We start from the raw sequence: 18,962 nt of genomic DNA on the forward strand, positions 1-18,962 counted from the left end.
CCCATTCCTGTCCCCGGTGTTTCCGCGCAGACTGCCGGCGCAGAAAGCACGAGGGGGCCCGAGCCCCCCGGGAACAGGGAACCGTCCGCCATGTCCAGCCACACCCGGGCCAGTCCTGTCATGGATCGCATCCTGCTGCCCGGTGCCGATGGCCGGCTGGCGCCCTTCGCGCTGAGCCCGGCGCGGCGCTTCCCGGCGGCCCGCCCCCCCTTCCCGCGCATCGCGCTGGCCGCCGCGCATATGGTCGTCGACCCGCTGGTCCCCCAGGACCCCTGGGACGCCCAGGCGATCGACTGGGACCGCACCATCGCCTTCCGCCGCCACCTCTGGTCGCTCGGCCTCGGCGTCGCCGAGGCGATGGACACCGCCCAGCGCGGCATGGGGATGGACTGGACCACCGCGCAGGAGCTGGTGCGCCGCTCGCTCGACGCGATGCAGGACTTTCCAGGTGCTGCCATGGCCAGCGGCGCCGGCACCGACCACCTGGCGCCCGGGCCCGGCGTCACCATCGACGACGTCATCCGCGCCTATGAGGAGCAATGCGCGGCCATCGAGGCGATGGGCGGGCGGATCATCCTGATGGCCTCCCGCGCGCTGGCGCATGCCGCGCGGGGCCCGGACGACTATGTCCGGGTCTATGACCGGATCCTGTCGCAGGTCCGGCAGCCGGTGATCATCCACTGGCTGGGCGAGATGTTCGACCCGGCGCTCGACGGCTACTGGGGCCATGCGGACCACATGGCGGCGATGGAGACGGCGCTGCAGGTGATCGGCGCGCATGCCGGCAAGGTCGACGGCGTGAAGATTTCTCTTCTCGATGCCGGCAAGGAGGTCGCCATGCGCCGGCGCCTGCCGGAGGGCGTCCGGATGTACACCGGCGACGACTTCAACTACCCGGAGCTGATCGCCGGCGACGGCGAGCTCCATTCCGACGCGCTGCTCGGCATCTTCGACCCGATCGCGCCGGCGGTGGGAGGCGCCCTGGCCTGCCTGGCGCAGGACGACCTGGCGGGCTTCCACGCCATCCTGGCGCCGACCGTGCCGCTGTCGCGCCACATCTTCCAGGCGCCCACCCGCTTCTACAAGACGGGGGTGGTCTTCATGGCCTGGCTGAACGGCCACCAGCCGCATTTCTGCATGCTGGGCGGCCAGCAATCGGCGCGGTCATTGCTCCATTTTGCCGAACTGTTCCGCCTGGCCGATGCCGCGGGGCTGCTGTCCGACCCGGAAATGGCGGCCCGGCGGATGCGGACGCTGCTGGCGCTGCACGGGGTGGAGTAGCGCCATGGGCCCGCTGTCGCTGAACACCGTGACGGTGAAGCAGCGCTGGGACCTGCCCCACTGCATCGAAGGCTGCGCCCGCCACGGCATCCCTGCCATCGCCCCCTGGCGGGACGTGCTGCAGGCCATGGGGGTGGCGGCGGCGGCAAAGCAGATCCGCGATGCCGGGCTGTCGGTCTCCGGCCTCTGCCGCGGGGGCATGTTCCCGGCGCCCGACGCCGCCGGCCGGGCCGCCGCCATCGAGGACAACCGCCGCGCCATCGCCGAGGCGCAGGCCCTCGGCGCCGCCTGCCTGGTGATGGTCTGCGGTGGGCTGCCGGAGGGCTCCAGGGACCTCGAGGGCGCGCGGGCGATGGTCGCCGACGGCCTGGCCGCCATCCTGCCCGAGGCCCGCGCCGCCGGCGTCACCCTGGCGCTGGAGCCGCTGCACCCGATGACCTGCGCCGACCGCAGCGTGCTGACCACCACCGCCCAGGCGCTGGACCTCTGCGACGCGCTGGGGGCCGGCACCGGCGTCGCGCTCGACGTCTACCACATCTGGTGGGACCCGGAGATCGCCCGGCAGATCGCCCGCGCCGGCGACCGCATCGCTGGCTTCCATGTCTGCGACTGGCTGGTGCCGACCACCGACACCGTCTTCGACCGCGGCCTGCCGGGCGAGGGGGTGATCGACATCCCCGGCATCCGCCGCATGGTCGAGGCCGCCGGCTATCGCGGCGCCATCGAGGCCGAGATCCTGTCACATCGCTGGTGGCAGCAGGACCCCGACCTGGTGCTGACCCTGCTGAAGGAGCGGCACGCCGAGGCCTGCTGACCCTTCAGCCGGCCCTGGAGAGCCGCTGGAGGCCGGCAGGACCCCGGGTGGCGTCAAGGAGGCGCCGGGCCGCCGGAAGGCCCTGGTGCCGCCCCCAGCCCGCCCGACGCAGCGTTAGGAAATTTTTCCAGGGGCCTGGCGGAGCCTTCCGCCCGAGCCCCTAGAAAAACTAATCACCCGATGCGGATGACGCGGGCCAGCGCGGCGACATGCTCGGGCGGCGTCGGCGGCACGATGCCGTGGCCCAGGTTGAAGACGAAAGGCCGGCCGCGCATCGCCGCCAGCACCGAGCGCGCCTCCGCCTCCAGCGCCATGCCGCCGGCGACCACCGCCTGCGGGTCGAGATTGCCCTGCAATCCGATATTCGCGGGGACATTCGCCGCGGCCCAGCGCGGATCCATCCCCGTATCCATCCCCACCGTGCCGACGCCGGTGCGCTGCGCGTATTCCACCAGCAAAGGCCCGGCGAGGCGGGGAAAGCCGATCAGCGGAATGGTCGGCTGCACTTTCCGGATGCCGCGGACGATGGCGTTGGTCGGCTCGATCGACCAGCGGCGGAACTGCGCCGGCGACAGCAGCCCGGCCCAGCTGTCGAACAGCATCAGCGCCTCGGCCCCGGCTTCCGCCTGGGCGAGCAGGTATTCGACGGTGCTGTCCACCAGCAGCCGGATCAGCTTTCCGAACAGCGCCGGATCGGCATAGGCCATGCGGCGGGCATGGGCGAATTCGCCGCCGCCCTTCCCCTCGACCATGTAGCAGGCGACGGTGAAGGGGCTTCCGGCGAAGCCGATCAACGCGGTCTTCGGCGCTTCCTGAGCCAGTCCCGCCCGCACCCGCGCCACCGTCTCCAGAATCGGCGCGATGTTTTTGCGAATGTTTTCAGGGGTTAGCCGGGCGAAGGCCTCGGCGTCGCGGATCGGGTCGAGCAGCGGGCCCTCGCCCTCGGCATAGCGCAGCCCCTGCCCCATGGCCCAGGGCAGCATCAGGATGTCGCTGAACAGGATGGCGCCATCCATGCCGTAGCGGCGCAGCGGCTGCAGCGTCACCTCGGCTGCCAGCTCGGGGTTGGTGCAGAGGCTAATGAAGTCCCCCGCCTGGGCGCGGAGCTCCCGGTATTCCGGCAGGTACCGCCCTGCCTGGCGCATCAGCCAGAAGGGCGGCGGCCAGACGGCCTCGCCGCCAAGGGCACGCAGGAGTGGCTTCGACGCGTTTTCCATGGCGCCCCTTTCTATGAAAAAGAGTCTTTAAGAAAGATGGGGGTCTTATAGGGCCTGTGGATAAGGGGGACGCAATTCGGCGCGCGTTGAATCCACAAACTTCTCCACAGGCGCGAATCGGGCAAAAACCCAGCTCAAAGGCCGGTTTCCGCGCGTTTCCCCGGACTCGCACCAGCCGATCGGCGCAAATGTCCCCAAGCCCTTCAAAATGCGGATTCCATCCCCGATTCACCCAGGGGGGGCTGGCCAGCGGTGTAGTTTTCCCCAATCTCCACAGCAATCCCCGTTTTCCCCCCCAGGAGACGGCACCCCTTTCCGCCACCGCCAGCCGCATGCCGGAGCCGATGTCCAGCCGCATCCTCAACCTGCACCTCGTCTCCGACAGCACCGGCGAGACCCTGAACTCGATCGCCCGCGCGACGCTCGCCCGCTTCGCCGAGGCGCATGTGGTGCATCACCGCTGGTCGCTGGTGCGCTCCCACCTGCAGCTCGAGCAGGTGCTGGAAGGCATCAAGGCGGAGCCCGGGCCGGTGATGTTCACGCTGGTCGACCGCTCGCTGCGGCATGCGCTGGAGGGGGTGTGCCAGCAGCTGGGCATCGCCCATCTCTCGGTGCTGGACCCGGTGATGGACCTGCTGCAGACCCAGCTGGGCCAGCAGGCGCGGGAGAAGCGCGCCGCCCAGTACGTGCTGGATGCCGACTACTTCCGCCGCATCGACGCCATGCACTATGTCCTGGCGCATGACGACGGCCAGGGCGTCGCCGGCATCGAGGAGGCGGATTGCGTGCTGGTCGGCGTCAGCCGCAGCAGCAAGACGCCGACCTGCTTCTACCTGGCCAACCGCGGCATCAAGGCGGCCAATGTGCCGATCGTCCCCGGCGCCGCCCTGCCGGAGGAGCTGCTGAACCCGCCCTGCCCGGTGATCGGCCTGACCATCGCCACCGACGCGCTGATCGACATCCGCCGCCACCGGCTGAAGATCATCGGCGCCGGCGGCGTGCGGCAGGACACCAACGAATATGTCGACTTCGAAGCGGTGAAATCGGAAATCCAGGCGGCGCGGCGGCTCTGCACCACGCATGGCTGGCCGGTGATCGACGTCACCCGCCGCTCGATCGAGGAGACGGCGGCGACGGTGCTGCAGCTGATGGAAGCCTGGCATGCCCGGCGCAGCCTGGGCAGCGGGGGCGGTGGCGGCCAGCCGCCCAAGCCCGGCCTGATCGGCGCATGACGCGGCTGGTCCTGGCCTCCTCCTCGGCGACGCGGGCGGCGCTGCTGCGCGCCGCCGGGCTGGATTTCGAGGCCCGCCCCGCTGCCGTCGACGAGGCCGCGCTGAAGGAGGCCGCCCAGGCCGAGGAGGCCCCGCCCGCCGAGGCCGCCATCCTGCTGGCCGAGGCGAAGGCCGCCCGCATCGGCCGCCGCGACACCGAATCCCTGGTGATCGGCGCCGACCAGCTGCTGGTCTGCGGCAGGGACTGGTTCGACAAGCCGGCCGACCTGGCCGCCGCCCGTGCCCAGCTGCAGGCGCTGCGCGGCCGCAGCCACACGCTCTATACGGCGATGGTGCTGTGGCGCGGCGGCCAGCGCGTCTGGCAGCACGTGGCCACGCCCAGGCTGGTGATGCGCGACTTCTCCGACACCTTCCTGGACCGCTACCTGGCGAGCGAAGGTGCCGCGGTGCTGTCCTCGGTCGGCGCCTATCGGCTGGAAGGGCTGGGGGTGCAGCTGTTCCGCGAGATCGAGGGCGAGCATTCGGCGATCCTCGGGCTGCCGCTGCTGCCTTTGTTGGGCTTCCTGCGGCAGCATGGGGCGATCGAGGAGTAAGGGAAGCCCCTGAAGGCAGGGCCAGGGGGAATGAATCCTCCCTTGGACCCCCATCTTTTTTCCGCGCTGTCTGCCGCCTCCACGTGGCGACAGGATGTGAAGCGGCCCGGCCGCGGCGCGACCCTGGCATGGCCTGGGTCGTGGCGTTGTCCGCCAAACGGCCAGCAGACAGACAAAAGAAGGGGTCCAGGGGAATTCATTCCCCTGGCCTGCCCCTGTTCTTGCCTAACCCAGCAGCTGCCCGATCACCCGGGCCGTGTAATCAACCACAGGAATGACCCGCCCGTAGTTGATGCGTGTCGGTCCGATCACCCCGATGGCGCCGACGATCTGTTCCTGGCCGTCGCGGAAGGGCGCCACCACCATGGACAAGCCGGCGCTGTTGAACAGGCCGGATTCCGCGCCGATGAAGATCTGCACGCCCTGGCCGCGCTGGGCCAGCTCCAGCAGGCGCAGCATGGTCTCCTGCGCTTCCAGCCGTTCGAACAGCGCCTGGATTTCCTGCACCCGGGCGATCTGGTCGACGTTTTCCAGCAGCTTCGACTGGCCGCGGAGAATGAGCGAGCCGCCGCCGCCGCCGGCCCAGGTGGCCAGCCCTGCCTCGATCATCTGCTGGGTCAGGTCGTCCAGCGCGGTGCGGTTGGCCTGGATCTCGTCGGCGACCTTGGTGCGGGTCTCTTCCAGGGTGCGGCCGGACAGGCGGGCGTTGAGGAAGTTGCTGGCCTGGGTGAAGGCGCTGGGCGGCAGGCCGGGCGGCACCTCGATGACCCGGTTCTCCACCTGGCCATGGGCGTTGACCAGCACCACCAAAGCGCGGCCGGGGGAGAGGGCGACGAACTCGATATGGCGGATCGGCGCCTCGGTCTTGGGTGCGACCACCAGGCCTGCGGCGCCGGCCAGGCCGGACAGCATCTGCCCGGCTTCCGACAGCGTCTCCTCCATGCTGCGGCCGGAGGCGGCGCAGCGCAGCGCGATGGCGTCGCGGTCCTCTTCCGACAGGGCGCCGAATTCCAGCAGCCCGTCGACGAAGAGGCGCAGCCCCTGCTCGGTCGGCAGGCGGCCGGCCGAGGTGTGCGGCGCGTAGAGCAGCCCGGCCTCCTCAAGGTCGGCCATGGCGTTGCGGATGGTGGCCGGGGAGAGCGCCAGCGGCAGGCGGCGGGAAAGGGTGCGGGAGCCGACCGGTTCGCCGGTCTCCACATACATCTCGACCACCTGGCGCAGGATGGTGGCGCCGCGGCTGTCCAGCGCCGGCGACAGGCCGGGGCGCAATCCGGCGAGCAGCGGCGGCAGGCCCAGGACTTTCGCCAAGTTCCGTCTTTCCTTCGTCAAGAATTGTTTTCCTGGTGTGGTCTCAAGCAGCCGTGAACCCCCGAGGCACCCCATCCCGCCAATCTTGTCACGCGATGACACATGATGGCCATGAAGGCGTTGCATCCCTCGATAATGGTGTGCCGCCCGAAGGTGGAACACATGGTGCAGCACCACTTGATACAGATAGGCACGGAGGGGATCATGACCGATATGTCCGGATCGCGGCTCTGGCCTCTGGCCCTGATGGGGTGGCTGGCCGCCTATCCGCCGGAGACGCAGGACGAGCAGCCCGGTGCCTCGCCGATGCTGGAGGAGCAGGAGGCCGAGCGGAGCGCCGATGAGGCGGCCCGTCCCGGCCAGCGCACCGCCTGGCTGCGCGCGGCGCGGCAGCGCTACGCCGCGCTGACGCCGGAGGAGCGCCACGCCCAGCGCCAGGCGCAGGAGGTGCAGCGCCGTGCCGGCTTCGGCCCGCGCTCGGTGGATCCGATGCGCGGATGAATGCCGCGATGAATCCCACGCTGATGGGCTTCCTCTCGGTTCTGATGCTTTTCGCCCTGGGTGCCTCGGCCGCCGGGCTGCTGCTGGACCGCGCCGCCCGCAATCCCGGCACTGCCGCGGCGCTGGTGGTGGTGCTGGTCATCGGCCTGTCCTGGGGCGGGGTCGTGCTGCTGGGCGAGTGACACCCGGCGGGCGCGCGCCCCTGCTTCATCCGCGCCCCTGCTTCACCCGCGCCGTGCTTCACCCGCGCCGGGCGACGAAATCCAGCGCGCAGGACAGGTGGTAGAGGCTGCTGGCCGGCGCCGCCTCCTGGCTGAGTTCGCCATTCGCCAGGCGCCGTTCGTGCCACAGGCCGTCGGCGCGCAGATAGGTGGCAAGCGCCGCCTCGGCCGCGGCCAGCGCGGCCGGCCCCTGCAGCGCCGCCGCCTTCAGCCGCTCCGCCTGCGGCCAGAGCCGGGCCGAATCGGAAAGCGGCGTGCCGTCGGGCGCAACCCCGTCGCGCAGCGTGCCGTCGGGCAGGAGGCCGAAGCGCGCGACGAAACGCTGCAGCCCGCCGGCCTGGGCCAGGGCGACATGACCGCCGGCCAGCCGCGCATGCCAGTCCAGCAGCCAGAGCCATTCGCAATGATGGCCGGGCTCGACCGGTCCGGCCAGCGGAGCGGGCAGGGGGCGCAGGTCGTCGTCGTAGAACTCGGCCAGCGTCCCGGTGGCGGGCTGGTAGAACTTGCGGCGGAACAGCGCGACCAGGCGGGTCGCGGCGTCCAGGAAGCGCGCGTCGCCGAAGGCCTCATAGGCGGCGAGCCGGGCTTCCAGCAGATGCATATGCGGGTTCTGCCGGCGCGGCAGGGCAGGGGGCAGGCTTTCGAGGTAGCCGCCCTCGGCATGGGTCATGCGGTGCTCGATGAAGTCGTCGAGCTCGATCGCCATGGCGCGCAGCGGCGCCGCCGGCAGCACGCCAGAGGCGGCCGACAGCGCCAGCAGCACGAAGGCATGGTCGTAGAGGTCGCGCCGGTCGTCGATCACCCGCCCGTCCAGGGCGAAGCGCCAGGCATAGCCGCCATCCGGCTGCCGCGCGGTGCGCCGCAGGAAGTCGAGGCCGAGCTCCACCGCCTCCGCCGCGCGCGGAATCCCGTGCCGATGCGCCAGGGAGAAGCTGTAGACCTGCCGCGCCACGACACGCAGCCGGCGGTGATCCGCCGGGCAGCGCTTCGACCCGAGGTCGAGGCTTTCATGAAAGGCGCGGGCCTGCCAGTCGACGCCATGCGCCAGCCAGCAGGGCCATGCCTGGCGGGTCAGCCAGGACCAGAGATCGTGTCGCACGCCCAGCGGCGTAGACCTGTCGGCCGGGCGCGACAAGCCCGCCCGGCCAACAACTTCCGCCCAGCCCGATCAGGCCACGCCGGTCACAAGGCGCCGGAAGGCGCCAGATAGGTGCCGTCGATCAGCCGCGTGTAGCGATAGGGATGGGCATCGACCACCGGCGTGTCGCCGGTGACGATATCGGCGGCCAGCCGCCCGGCCGCCGGGCCGATGCCGAAGCCATGGCCGCTGAAGCCGGTCGCCAGATAGAAGCCGCGCAGCGTGTCGACGCCGGAGATCACCGGCACCGCGTCGGGGGTCGAGTCGATGGTGCCACCCCAGGCCTCGGCGCAGCCGATGCCGGCGAGTTCCGGATAGGCCTGGCCCAGCATGGCCAGCGCCTCCTCGACCAGCGACATGTCGGGCGCCGGGTCGAGCACGCGGTTGCGCTCGAACACCGTCTCCTTGTCGAAGGACCAGCTGGCGCCGGTCATCAGCCCGTCCAGGAAGGGCTTGCCCAACCGGATCTTCAGCTTGGCGGCGCGGGTGCGGAAGGTCGGCCAGAACTGGCGGGCGTAGCGCAGCCCCTCCGGCGTCAGGTTCAGCGTGCCGCGGCCGCGCAGCGCTACGGTATAGCCGCCATCCTCCCGCCGGCGCATGCAATAGCCCGGCGTGCCCAACGCGCCCTCGGTGATGGCGGGGCCAGGGTTGGTGCGGAAGGCGGTGCCGGTGACCATGGCCTGCGGCAGGTCGATGCCGTGGCGGCGGCAGAACAGGGTGGACCAGGCGCCGCCGGCCAGCAGCACGGCCTGCGTGCGGATGCGGCCCTTCTCGGTGACCACGGCGTCGATGGCGCCGCCCCTGGTCTCCATGCCGCGCGCCGCGCAGTTCTGGAAGATCTTCACGCCCAAGGCCCGGGCGCCCTTGGCGAGCGCCGGCGCCGCCATGGCGGGTTCCGCGCGGCCGTCGGAGGGGGTCTCCATGCCGCCCAGCCAGCCCTCGGTATGGGTCGGCAGGCGCTCGGCGATCTCCGCCTTGCTCAGCATGCGGCTGTGCACCTGCTGCTCGCGCGCGACATCGGCCCAGCGCTCCCAGCCGGCCAGCTCCTTCGGGTCCTTGGTGACCCAGAGCACGCCCTTGCGGCGGAAGCCGAGATCGGCGCCGATCTCCTCATGCAGCCCGCCCCACATCTCCAGGCTGACGCGGGCCAGCGGGATCTCGTGCCGGTCGCGCCCCTGCTGGCGGCACCAGCCCCAGTTGCGGCTGGACTGCTCGGCGCCGACATGGCCCTTCTCGATCAGCGCGACCGAGCGGCCCTTCTTCGCCAGGTGATAGGCGGCGGCGACGCCGATGATGCCGGCGCCGATGACGACGACATCGACCGCCTCCGGCAGCTTCTCATCGCTGGCGATGCGATCGACAGGAGGCGACATGGGCGGGCGTCCTTGATGACTGAAAGAAAGATCAGGCGATGGAGGCCTGCAGCGCGATGTCGTCGCGGATGCAGGCGGAGAGATGGCCGGGGCCGACCTGGCGCAGCGGCGGCACCACGGTCGCGCATTCCGGCAGCGCGTGGCGGCAGCGGGTGCGGAAGGCGCAGCCGGAGGGCGGGTCGATCGGGCTCGGGATATCGCCCTGCAGCAGCACGCGGCTGCGGCGCACCGTCGGATCCGGGATCGGCGCGGCCGAGAACAGCGCCTCGGTATAGGGATGGCGCGGGCTGCGGAACAGCGTGCCGGTCTCCGCCACCTCGACCACGCGGCCCAGATACATCACCGCGATGCGGTCCGAGATATGGCCGACCACCGCCAGGTCATGGGCGATGAACAGGATGGTCAGCCCCAGCTTCTCTTTCAACTCGAGAAGCAGGTTCACCACCTGGGCCTGGATCGAGACGTCCAGCGCCGAGACCGGCTCGTCCGCCACCAGGAAGCTCGGATTCAGGATCAGCGCGCGGGCGATGCCGACGCGCTGGCGCTGCCCGCCGGACAGCTCATGCGGATAGCGGTCGGCATGGTGCGGCTGCAGCCCGACCAGCCGCAGCATGTCCGCCACGCGCTCGCGCTTTTCGGTGGCGGAGGACCCGCCGGCATGGATCGCCAGCGGGGTGGCGACGATCTGCTCCACCGTCTGGCGCGGGTTCAGCGAGGCGAAGGGGTCCTGGAAGACCAGCTGCATCCGCTGGCGGAAGGGCCGCAGCGCCCGGCGCGACAGGCTGGTGATGTCCTGCCCCTCGAAGCGGATGGCGCCGGCGGTGGGATCGGTCAGCCGCAGCACGGTGCGGCCGAGCGTCGTCTTGCCCGAGCCGCTTTCGCCGACGACCGACAGGATTTCTCCTTTTTCGATGGAGAGGGACACGCCATCCAGGGCGCGGACCTGCTTCTTCCCCCGTCCGAACAGGCCACCCCCCACTGGGAAGTGCTTTTGGAGAGAGTCGATCTCGACGAGGGCGGTCATGCGACGAACTCCGGCCAGCGCAGGCAGCGCACCTGGCGGCCATCGGCGGTGCTGTCGAGCCGCGGCGCCTCGACATTGCAGCGCCCGTCGGCGAAGGAATCGCAGCGCGGATGGAAGGCGCAGCCCGGCGGCGGCCGGCGCGGATCGGGGACATTGCCTGGGATGGCATAGAGCGCGCCGGCCCGCCGCCCGGCCAGGTCCAGCCGGGGGACCGAGCGCAGCAGCCCGCGCGTATAGGGCATCAGCGGCTGCTGGAAGAGCGGCACCACATCGGCCTGCTCCACCACCCGGCCGGAATACATCACCATCACCCGGTCGGCGATCTCGGCGACGACGCCCAGATTGTGGGTGATGAAGATCACCGCCATCCCGGTCTGCTCCTGCAGCCGCTTCAGCAGGTCGAGGATCTGCGCCTGGATGGTGACGTCGAGCGCGGTGGTCGGCTCGTCGGCGATCAGCACCGAGGGCTCGCAGGACAGCGCCATGGCGATCATCGCCCGCTGCCGCATGCCGCCCGACAGCTGGTGCGGATAGGCGGTCAGGCGCTGCCGCGGCGCCGGGATGCCGACCAGGTCGAGCAGGCGCACCGCCTCGTCCTCGGCGGCGCGGGCCAGCATCGGGCGGTGCAGGCGGATGGTCTCGGTGATCTGCGCGCCGATCGTCTTGACCGGGTTCAGCGAGGTCATCGGCTCCTGGAACACCATGGCGATGTTGTTGCCGCGCACCGCCTGCATCTGCGGCTCGGGCAGGGCCAGCACGTCCAGCATGCCGCTCCCCGTCTTGTCCCGCAGCTTCACGCTGCCACGCACCTGGCATTGCGGCGCGTCCGGCAGCAGCCGCATCAGCGCCAGGGAGGTGACGCTCTTGCCGGAGCCGCTTTCGCCGACCATGGCCAGCGTCTCGCCCTGGTGCAGGCGGAAGGAGACGTCGCTGACCGCGTCGGCCACGGCGCCGCGGCTGCGGAAGCTGACGGCGAGGTTCTCGACCTCCAGCAGGAGCTCGCCCGCCATCAGTGGTTCTCCATCCGGGGATCGAGCGCGTCGCGCAGCCCGTCGCCCAGGAAGTTGAAGCTGGTGACGGCCAGCGTGATGAACAGGCCGGGTAGGATCGCCAGCCAGGGCGCGCTGGTCAGGTAGATCTGCGCGTTGTTCAGCATGTTGCCCCAGCTCGGCGTCGGCGGCTGGATGCCGTAGCCCAGGTAGCTGACATAGGATTCCAGCAGGATCGCCTTGGCCACGTTCAGCGTCGCCGCCACCACGATGGGGGCGACCGCGTTGGGCACCAGCTCGCGGAAGACGATGCGCAGGTCGGAGGCGCCCAGCGCCTCGGCGGCGACGGCGAAGTCGCGCTCGCGGAGGCCGCGGATCTGCCCCTCGACGATGCGCGCCACGTCCATCCAGGCGGTGGCCGCGATCAGCAGGGTGATCGAGGCGACACCGGGCTCGATCAGCGCGGCGAGCGCCAGCAGCAGGAAGATCGAGGGGAAGCACAGCACCGCGTCGACGAAGCGCATCAGCGCCGCACCCACGATGCCGCCGTAATAGCCGGCGATGGCGCCGACCAGGATGCCGATGCCCATGCTGATCACCATGGCGGTGAAGCCGACCGCCAGCGAGATCCGCCCGCCCATCATCAGCCGCGCCAGCATGTCGCGGCCGAGCTCGTCCGTGCCCAGGATATGCGCGCCCGAGAAGGGCGGCGCGAAGCGCTGCATGATGTCGATGAAGGTGTCGTCGTAGGGGATCAGATAGGGGCCGAGATAGCTGCCCAGCACCAGGATGGCGATGATGATGGCCCCCGCCATGGCCAGCCGGTGGCGGCAGAAGCGGCGCAGCGCGGTGTTGCGCGGCGGCAGGGCGATGGCGGCCTCGCGGGCGGCGAAGTCGCCACCCGGGTTGCTGTCACCCGGGCTGCTGTCAAAGATGGAGCTGCTCATGGCGTGCGTCCCTCAGCCCAGGCGGATGCGGGGGTCGGCCACCGCGTAGAGCATGTCGGCCAGCAGGTTGCCGATCAGCACCATCGCCGCCGAGAACATCAGGATGCCCATCACCACCGGATAGTCGCGGTAGCTGATGCTATCGAGGAACAGCCGCCCCATGCCGGGCCAGGTGAAGACCGTCTCGGTCACCAGCGCGCCGCCGAGGAGCGTCGGCATCTGCAGCCCGGCCACCGTGATCATCGGCAGCAGCGCGTTGCGCAGCGCGTGGCGCGTCAGCACCTTGAAGCGCGGCAGGCCCTTGGCGCGGGCGGTGCGGATATAGTCCTGGTTGACCACGTCGAGCATGGAGGAGCGCATGAAGCGGCTCCAGATCGCCGTCTCGACCAGCGCCAGCACCATGGCCGGCGCGATCAGGTGGTGCAGCATGTCGAGCAGCGAGCCGTCGCCCACCGTCTCGCGGTTGCCGGCCGGCAGCCAGCCGAGCTCGACCGAGAAGACGAAGATGGTGACCAGGCCGAACCAGAAGGTCGGGATCGACAGCGCCACCATGGCGCCGATCGTCGCCAGGTAGTCGAAGACCGAGTAGCGGCGGATGGCGCCGAGGATGCCGATCCAGCAGCCGAGGAAAATGGCCAGCAGGGTCGCCGTCAGCATCAGCTGCAGCGTCGCGCCCAGATGCGAGCCGATGACATGCAGCACCGGCTGGCCGTCGCGGAAGGAGGTGCCCCAGTCGCCCCCCAGCATGCGCCACAGCCATTCCGCATATTGCACCGGCAGGGGTCGGTCGAGGCCGAGCTGCTGGGCGATGCGGTCGAGGTCTTCCTGCGACATGTTGGAGCCGATGGCGTATTGCGCCATCGGCCCCCCCGGCGCCAGGTGCAGGATGGCGAAGCCGATCATGGAAACCACCAGGAGCAGCAGCACCGCCTGGCCGAAGCGCCGGATGAGATAGGGGGCCATTCGGATCTTACGCTTTCATCAAGACAGAGAGGATGACCGGGCCCTTAGGAGGCCCAGTACCACTCGCGCACGTTCCAGCAGTTCGACGACGTGTTGATGTTCGGCTTGAAGCCGGTGAGGTTGTCCTTGGTGCCCTCGACCAGCACCTGCTGGAAGATCGGCAGGATGGCGAGCTCGTCGCGGATGATCCGCTGGATCTGGCCATAGGTGGTGCGGCGCGCCGCCTGCTCGAACTGGGTGGCGCCGGTCTCCAGCAGCGCGTCGACGCGGCTGTTCTCGAACTGGAAGGTGTTCTGGCCCCGCCCGCCCTTGGCCGGGATCGCCTTGCTGCTGAAGCGCGGCGTGACATCCGGGTCGCTGCCCAGCATGTAGTTCACCGCCACCATCACCGAGCTGAACTTCGACTGCTGCCAGAACTCGCCCCAGATCACCGCGGCCGGCATGTTCTGGATGCGCATGGCAGCACCCACGGCCTTCCAGTCCTGCATCAGCACCTGCTGCGCCTGCTCGCGCACCGGGTTGCCGGCGGTGGTGGAATTGGCGAATTCCAGCTTCACGCCGTCCTTGGCGCGGATGCCGTCGGGCCCACGCTTCCAGCCGGCGGCCTCCAGCGTCTCGTTCGCCTTCGCCACGTTGAACTCGTGCTTCGGCAGCTCGGCATTGATCGCCCAGGACTGCGCCGGCAGGAAGCTCTCGGTCGGCGTCGGCAGGCCGTAATAGATGGCGTCGATCAGCGCCTTCTTGTTCATGCTCATGTAGAGCGCCTGGCGCACCGCCTTGTCGCCGAAGACCGGGCTGCCGAGGTTCGGCGCGATGCTCTCGACCGAGGCGGTCGGGTTCACATGCACGCGGCGGCCGCGCAGCGCCTGGGCCTCGCGCGCGAAGTTGGGGCTGATGCCGGAAATGCCGGTATAGTCGATCTGGCCGGTGCGGAACTGCGTGTACATCACCGTCAGGTCCGGGATGTACTTGAACACCACCCGCTCCAGATACGGGCCGGCGCCGTGATAGGCAGGGTTGGCCACCAGCTGGACATTGTCGCCGGCGGTGCGGCTGCCCCAGCGGAAGGCGCCGGTGCCGACGGGGGCGTTGTTGAAGGGCGAGGTGTTGGGGTCGGTCGCCGTCGACAGGATGTGCTTCGGCACCATGAAGGTCAGCGACAGGATCGACAGATAGGGCGCATAGGGCGCGTCCATCCGCCACTCGATCTCGTCGACCGCATTGACCTTGATGTCCTTGACCAGCCCGTGGCCCACGCGGTTGCGCACGCGGAAATTCGGGTTGTTGATCAGGTCGAGGGTGAACTTCACGTCCTCGGCGGTGAAGGCGGTGCCGTCATGCCACTTCACGTCGCGGCGCAGCTTCACCTTCCAGGTCAGCCCGTCCTCGGAAATGCCGCCATTGGTCTGGCTGGGCATCTCGGCGGCCAGGTCGGGGACGAACTTGCCGTCGGGATCGATGTACCAGAGCGTGCTGAACAGGTTCCACCAGACGCCCTGGTCCACCTCGATGCCCGGCATCAGCGGGTGGAACACCGTCGGCTCCTGGCTGAGGCCGATCACCACCTGGCCGCGCGGCTTCTCCGGCGGGCGGCCAGCGGGGCGGCCCTGGGCGAAAGCCGTGCCGCTGGCCATGGCCGCGGCCGCGCCGCCGCCGATGGCGAAGAGCCCGCGCCGCGTCGGCGCCAGGATGCGCGACAGGCGCGCGGTGTCGTCTTGCGTCATGGTCCTCGTCTCCCGCTCAGCCGGGCGCGTCGGCGCAACCGTCATCCGGCTGGTCCAGAAACCGCGCAGGCTTTCCCTTGAAGTCCCGGCTTTTACCGGGATCAAAATTCTTGCCGGCATGTTCACGCTGGTGAAAGCTTGCTGTCAACGCCCGAGTGGCGGCATGGCAATCATCTTCATCGTCCCGGCGTGCGCCCCTGCGCGCCGCGGCGGCAGCCCCCGGCGGGCGGAGGAGCGGACGGATGAAAGAACAGGCAGAGCTCACCGCCCGGACGCCGCCCGAGATCGACGAGGCCGCCAGCGACCGCCGCCTGGGCGAGAGCGTCCGCCTGCTGCGCCAGAACATGGGCCTGTCGCTGCAGGAGCTCGGCCGCCGCGCCGGCCTGTCGATCGGCATGATCAGCCAGCTGGAGCGCGGTCTCGCCACCCCCTCGGTGCGGACGCTGCGCCTGCTCAGCCTGGCGCTGCAGGTGCCGATCTCCTTCTTCTTCGAGGAGCGCGCCGAAGGGCCGTCACCGCGCTACATCGTCCGCCGCGGGCAGCGCCGGCTGCTGCGGCTGACGCCCTCGGGCGTGCTCAAGGAGAGCCTGGCGCCGGACGCGCCGGGGCAGATGGAGATGTACGAGCTCACCCTCAGCGCCGGCGGCTCCTCCGGCCCGGACTTCGTCAAGCACCAGGGGGAGAAGGCGGGCTACGTGCTCGCCGGGACGCTGCGGCTGTGGCTGGACCACGAGGCGCATCTGCTGGAGGCGGGGGACAGCTTCCGCTTTCCCTCCACCGTGCCCCACATGTTCGACAATCCGACGGACGCGCCGACCCGCATCGTCTGGATCACCAATCCGGTCGAGCCATAAAAAAAGCCCGGGGGAAAGAATTCCCCCGGACCCCCATCCTTTTTTCTGCCAGGGCGCCCCCCGCTGGGGGGCGCTCAGGCGAAATCACGCCGCTTCGCTGTCGCCGCGCTTGGCGTGCTTCTTGCGCTCATGCGGATCCAGGTAGCGCTTGCGCAGGCGGACCGCCGTCGGGGTGACCTCGACCAGCTCGTCCTCCTCGATATAGGCGATCGCCTGCTCGAGGCTCATCCGGCGCGGCGGGATCAGCAGCAGCGCCTCGTCCTTGCCGGCGGCACGGACGTTGGTCAGCTTCTTCTCCTTGATCGGATTCACGTCGAGGTCGTTCTCGCGCGAATGCTCGCCCAGGATCAGGCCGACATAGACCTTGGCACCCGGATCGACGAAGAGCGTGCCACGCTCCTGCAGCGAGAACAGCGAGTACTGCACCGCCTCGCCATCCGAGTTGGAGATCAGGCTGCCCTTGATGCGGCCCTCGATCGGACCGGCCCAGGGGCGATAGCCCAGGAACAGCCGGTTCATCATGCCGGTGCCGCGGGTGTCGGTCATGAACTCGCCGTGGTAGCCGATCAGGCCGCGCGACGGGATGTGGAACACCAGCCGGACCTTGCCGCCGCCCGAGGGGCGCATGTCCTGCATCATGCCCTTGCGGACCGACATCTTCTCGACGACGACGCCCGAGAACTCCTCGTCGACGTCGATCACAGCCTCCTCGAAGGGCTCCTCGCGCTCGCCGGTCTCGGCATTGACCTGCGTCAGCACGCGCGGCCGGCCGATCGTCAGCTCGAAGCCCTCGCGGCGCATCGTCTCGATCAGCACGCCCAGCTGCAGTTCGCCGCGGCCGGCGACCTCGAAGGCGTCCACTTCCTCGGAGACCTTGACCCGGATGGCGACGTTGCCCTCCGTCTCCTTGAACAGGCGGTCGCGGATCTGGCGCGAGGTGACCTTCTTGCCCTCGCGGCCGCCCAGCGGGCCGTCATTGATGCGGAAGGTCATGGTCAGCGTCGGCGGATCGATGGGGATCGCCGGCAGCGGCTCGGCCACCTCGGGGGAGGCGATGGTGTCGGGAATGGTGGCTTCCGACAGGCCGGCGATGGCGCAGATGTCGCCCGCCTGCACCTCGTCGACCGGCACGCGGTCCAGGCCCGAGAAGGTCATCAGCTTGGTCAGGCGGCCGGTCTCCACCACCGTGCCATCCTGGCGCATCACGCGCACCGGCATGTTGGTGCGCGCCACGCCCTGCTCGATGCGCCCGGTCAGGATGCGGCCGAGGAAGTTGTCGGCCTCCAGGATCGTCGCGTTCATCGCGAAGGGGGCGTCGAGGTCGACCTTGGGCTGCGGCACATGGCTCAGGATCAGGTCGAACATCGGCGACAGGTCCTTGCGCGGACCGTCCATCGTCAGATCGGCCCAGCCCTGGCGGCCGGAGGCGAACATGGTGTGGAAGTCGAGCTGCTCGTCCGAGGCGCCGAGCGCCGCGAACAGGTCGAACACCTCGTTCAGCACCTCGTCGGCGCGGGCGTCCTGGCGGTCGACCTTGTTGATGACGACGATCGGCTTCAGGCCGCGGGCCAGCGCCTTGGTCAGCACGAACTTGGTCTGCGGCAGCGGGCCCTCGGCGGCGTCGCACAGCACGATGGCGCCGTCCACCATGGACAGGATGCGCTCCACCTCGCCGCCGAAATCGGCGTGGCCCGGGGTGTCGACGATGTTGATCTTCACACCCTTCCACTCCACCGCGGTGGACTTGGCCAGGATGGTGATGCCGCGCTCGCGCTCCAGGTCGTTCCGGTCCATGGCGCGCTCGGCCACGGCCTGGTTGGCGCGGAAGGCGCCCGCCTGCTTCAGCAGATTGTCGACCAGCGTGGTCTTGCCATGGTCGACGTGGGCGATGATGGCGACGTTGCGCAATTCCATAGGGCGGGCAGTTCCAAGGGGCTGCGCCGCCTGTGCTCAAAGCCCGGCGACCCCTCCGCAGGGTGCGGCGGAGATCAGGTCGGGCGGGCCGGGCGGCTTGTTGCGGCGCACAGATAGGCTGGCTTGCGGCAAAAAGCGAGCCTTTCCGCCACCCGACCCCGGCACGCGGCGCAGGGCAGCCCCGAGCCAGACCCTGCGGCGCCCGGCCGAAAGCCGAGCCTTGCCAGAGTTTTGCCGCCAATTCATTGCCGGGACGGGGGTTTTTCCGGCAAGCCGCCCAGGGTGGCCCGCACCGCTCCGGCCGACGGGTGGCACCATCGTCCTGCGCGCGCCGGCTGCTGTCGCCAAGTCTTCATCGGCCGTGCAGGCCGGGAAGCGGGACCATGAAAAAGGCCGGACACCCCCTCTCGGGGATGACCGGCCTGGAAAGACAGCGGGCGGTCAGAGCCGGTAGACGGCCCTGGACGCGCCGCCCAGCGGCTGCTGCGGCGAGAAGCGGTCCACCACGCAGAGATGCACCGCCTGGTGCATGGCCGGCGTGGTGGCCGGATCTTCCGCGCCCGGCGGCAGGGCCGGGGGGATGCCGCGATCCGCGCCCTGCCCGGGGGTACCGGGCTGAAAGCGGTTGCCTGGCAACGGCCGGCCCTGGCGGTCGGTCGGGCCTTCCGGCCGTCCCTTCGCCTGGGAGACGTGCAGGGGGGAGACGTCCAGCCGCTGCGGCTGCCGCGCGCCCTGCCACGCGACGAGGCGCGGCATATGCGAGCGGAACAGCGGCGCCGACTGGGCGCAGCCCGGTGCCTGGGCCAGCCCGTTCTCGGGGCGGGTGGCGATGGTCTGGATGCCCGCGGCCTCGAAGCGGGGGGAGGGGA

The 18,962-nt window shown here is 70.1% G+C and carries 18 protein-coding genes; 7 read left to right on the forward strand and 11 right to left on the reverse strand.

The window, feature by feature from the left end; all coding sequences use genetic code 11:
* The first annotated feature begins 120 nt into the window (after window positions 1–120).
* A complete protein-coding gene (locus tag BKE38_RS06470) occupies window positions 121–1,281 on the forward strand; it encodes a dihydrodipicolinate synthase family protein (protein WP_076956556.1) in 1,161 nt (386 codons plus the stop codon).
* Window positions 1,282–1,285: 4 nt separating this feature from the next.
* Complete coding sequence (locus BKE38_RS06475) at window positions 1,286–2,095, forward strand: sugar phosphate isomerase/epimerase family protein (protein WP_076956544.1); 810 nt, start codon at window positions 1,286–1,288, stop codon at window positions 2,093–2,095.
* 173 nt (window positions 2,096–2,268) lie between these two features.
* On the opposite strand, the gene hemE is transcribed toward BKE38_RS06475, so the two are convergent.
* Window positions 2,269–3,312 carry a uroporphyrinogen decarboxylase gene (gene hemE / locus BKE38_RS06480; protein WP_076956545.1) on the reverse strand — a complete coding sequence of 348 codons (1,044 nt, stop codon included), beginning with the start codon at window positions 3,310–3,312 and terminating at the stop codon, window positions 2,269–2,271.
* Window positions 3,313–3,656: 344 nt separating this feature from the next.
* Here hemE and BKE38_RS06485 point away from each other — a divergent pair, with 344 nt between their 5' ends.
* Window positions 3,657–4,544, forward strand: coding sequence for a pyruvate, water dikinase regulatory protein (locus BKE38_RS06485; protein WP_076956557.1), 888 nt, complete (start codon window positions 3,657–3,659; stop codon window positions 4,542–4,544).
* Window positions 4,541–5,137, forward strand: a complete 597-nt coding sequence (locus BKE38_RS06490) for a Maf family protein (protein ID WP_076956546.1) — start codon at window positions 4,541–4,543, stop codon at window positions 5,135–5,137. The genes BKE38_RS06485 and BKE38_RS06490 overlap by 4 nt, the downstream gene beginning before the upstream one ends.
* 225 nt (window positions 5,138–5,362) lie before the next feature.
* Here BKE38_RS06490 and hrcA read toward each other — a convergent pair whose 3' ends face one another.
* A complete protein-coding gene (hrcA, locus tag BKE38_RS06495; protein ID WP_408887420.1) occupies window positions 5,363–6,445 on the reverse strand; it encodes a heat-inducible transcriptional repressor HrcA in 1,083 nt (360 codons plus the stop codon).
* A gap of 204 nt (window positions 6,446–6,649) precedes the next feature.
* On the opposite strand from hrcA, the gene BKE38_RS06500 reads away from it, so the two are divergent.
* A complete protein-coding gene (locus BKE38_RS06500; RefSeq protein WP_076956547.1) occupies window positions 6,650–6,946 on the forward strand; it encodes a hypothetical protein in 297 nt (98 codons plus the stop codon).
* A gap of 8 nt (window positions 6,947–6,954) precedes the next feature.
* Window positions 6,955–7,128, forward strand: a complete 174-nt coding sequence (locus BKE38_RS31810) for a hypothetical protein (protein WP_165694129.1) — start codon at window positions 6,955–6,957, stop codon at window positions 7,126–7,128.
* Between the two features lie 58 nt (window positions 7,129–7,186).
* Here BKE38_RS31810 and BKE38_RS06510 read toward each other — a convergent pair whose 3' ends face one another.
* The 7 genes from BKE38_RS06510 to BKE38_RS06540 all read right to left on the reverse strand — a co-directional run bounded on the left by BKE38_RS06510 (window position 7,187) and on the right by BKE38_RS06540 (window position 15,325).
* Window positions 7,187–8,266 (reverse strand): AGE family epimerase/isomerase, encoded by a 1,080-nt coding sequence (locus BKE38_RS06510; RefSeq protein WP_242662242.1) that lies wholly within the window; start codon window positions 8,264–8,266, stop codon window positions 7,187–7,189.
* Window positions 8,267–8,349: 83 nt separating this feature from the next.
* Complete coding sequence (locus BKE38_RS06515) at window positions 8,350–9,678, reverse strand: NAD(P)/FAD-dependent oxidoreductase (RefSeq protein WP_076956549.1); 1,329 nt, start codon at window positions 9,676–9,678, stop codon at window positions 8,350–8,352.
* A 31-nt stretch (window positions 9,679–9,709) separates the two neighbouring features.
* Window positions 9,710–10,702 carry an ABC transporter ATP-binding protein gene (locus BKE38_RS06520; protein ID WP_076956550.1) on the reverse strand — a complete coding sequence of 331 codons (993 nt, stop codon included), beginning with the start codon at window positions 10,700–10,702 and terminating at the stop codon, window positions 9,710–9,712.
* Window positions 10,699–11,712: an ABC transporter ATP-binding protein gene (locus BKE38_RS06525; RefSeq protein ID WP_076956551.1), complete on the reverse strand. Its 1,014-nt coding sequence runs from the start codon at window positions 11,710–11,712 to the stop codon at window positions 10,699–10,701. The genes BKE38_RS06520 and BKE38_RS06525 overlap by 4 nt, the downstream gene beginning before the upstream one ends.
* Window positions 11,712–12,638 (reverse strand): ABC transporter permease, encoded by a 927-nt coding sequence (locus BKE38_RS06530; protein WP_083747336.1) that lies wholly within the window; start codon window positions 12,636–12,638, stop codon window positions 11,712–11,714. The genes BKE38_RS06525 and BKE38_RS06530 overlap by 1 nt, the downstream gene beginning before the upstream one ends.
* Before the next feature lie 12 nt (window positions 12,639–12,650).
* Complete coding sequence (locus BKE38_RS06535) at window positions 12,651–13,601, reverse strand: ABC transporter permease (protein WP_076956552.1); 951 nt, start codon at window positions 13,599–13,601, stop codon at window positions 12,651–12,653.
* 44 nt (window positions 13,602–13,645) lie between these two features.
* A complete protein-coding gene (locus BKE38_RS06540) occupies window positions 13,646–15,325 on the reverse strand; it encodes a peptide ABC transporter substrate-binding protein (protein ID WP_076956553.1) in 1,680 nt (559 codons plus the stop codon).
* A 242-nt stretch (window positions 15,326–15,567) separates the two neighbouring features.
* Between BKE38_RS06540 and BKE38_RS06545 the strand changes: the two genes are divergently transcribed.
* Window positions 15,568–16,179, forward strand: a complete 612-nt coding sequence (locus BKE38_RS06545; protein WP_076956554.1) for a helix-turn-helix domain-containing protein — start codon at window positions 15,568–15,570, stop codon at window positions 16,177–16,179.
* Between the two features lie 84 nt (window positions 16,180–16,263).
* Here the strand turns inward: BKE38_RS06545 and typA are convergent, their stop codons facing one another.
* Both typA and BKE38_RS31815 read right to left on the reverse strand, forming a co-directional pair.
* Window positions 16,264–18,093, reverse strand: a complete 1,830-nt coding sequence (typA, locus tag BKE38_RS06550) for a translational GTPase TypA (RefSeq protein ID WP_076956555.1) — start codon at window positions 18,091–18,093, stop codon at window positions 16,264–16,266.
* A gap of 441 nt (window positions 18,094–18,534) precedes the next feature.
* Window positions 18,535–18,962: hypothetical protein (locus BKE38_RS31815; RefSeq protein ID WP_207553508.1), on the reverse strand; the 428-nt coding region annotated here is incomplete at its 5' end.

It is taken from the genome of Teichococcus deserti, assembly GCF_001982615.1.
In the GTDB taxonomy this organism is placed as follows: domain Bacteria; phylum Pseudomonadota; class Alphaproteobacteria; order Acetobacterales; family Acetobacteraceae; genus Pseudoroseomonas; species Pseudoroseomonas deserti.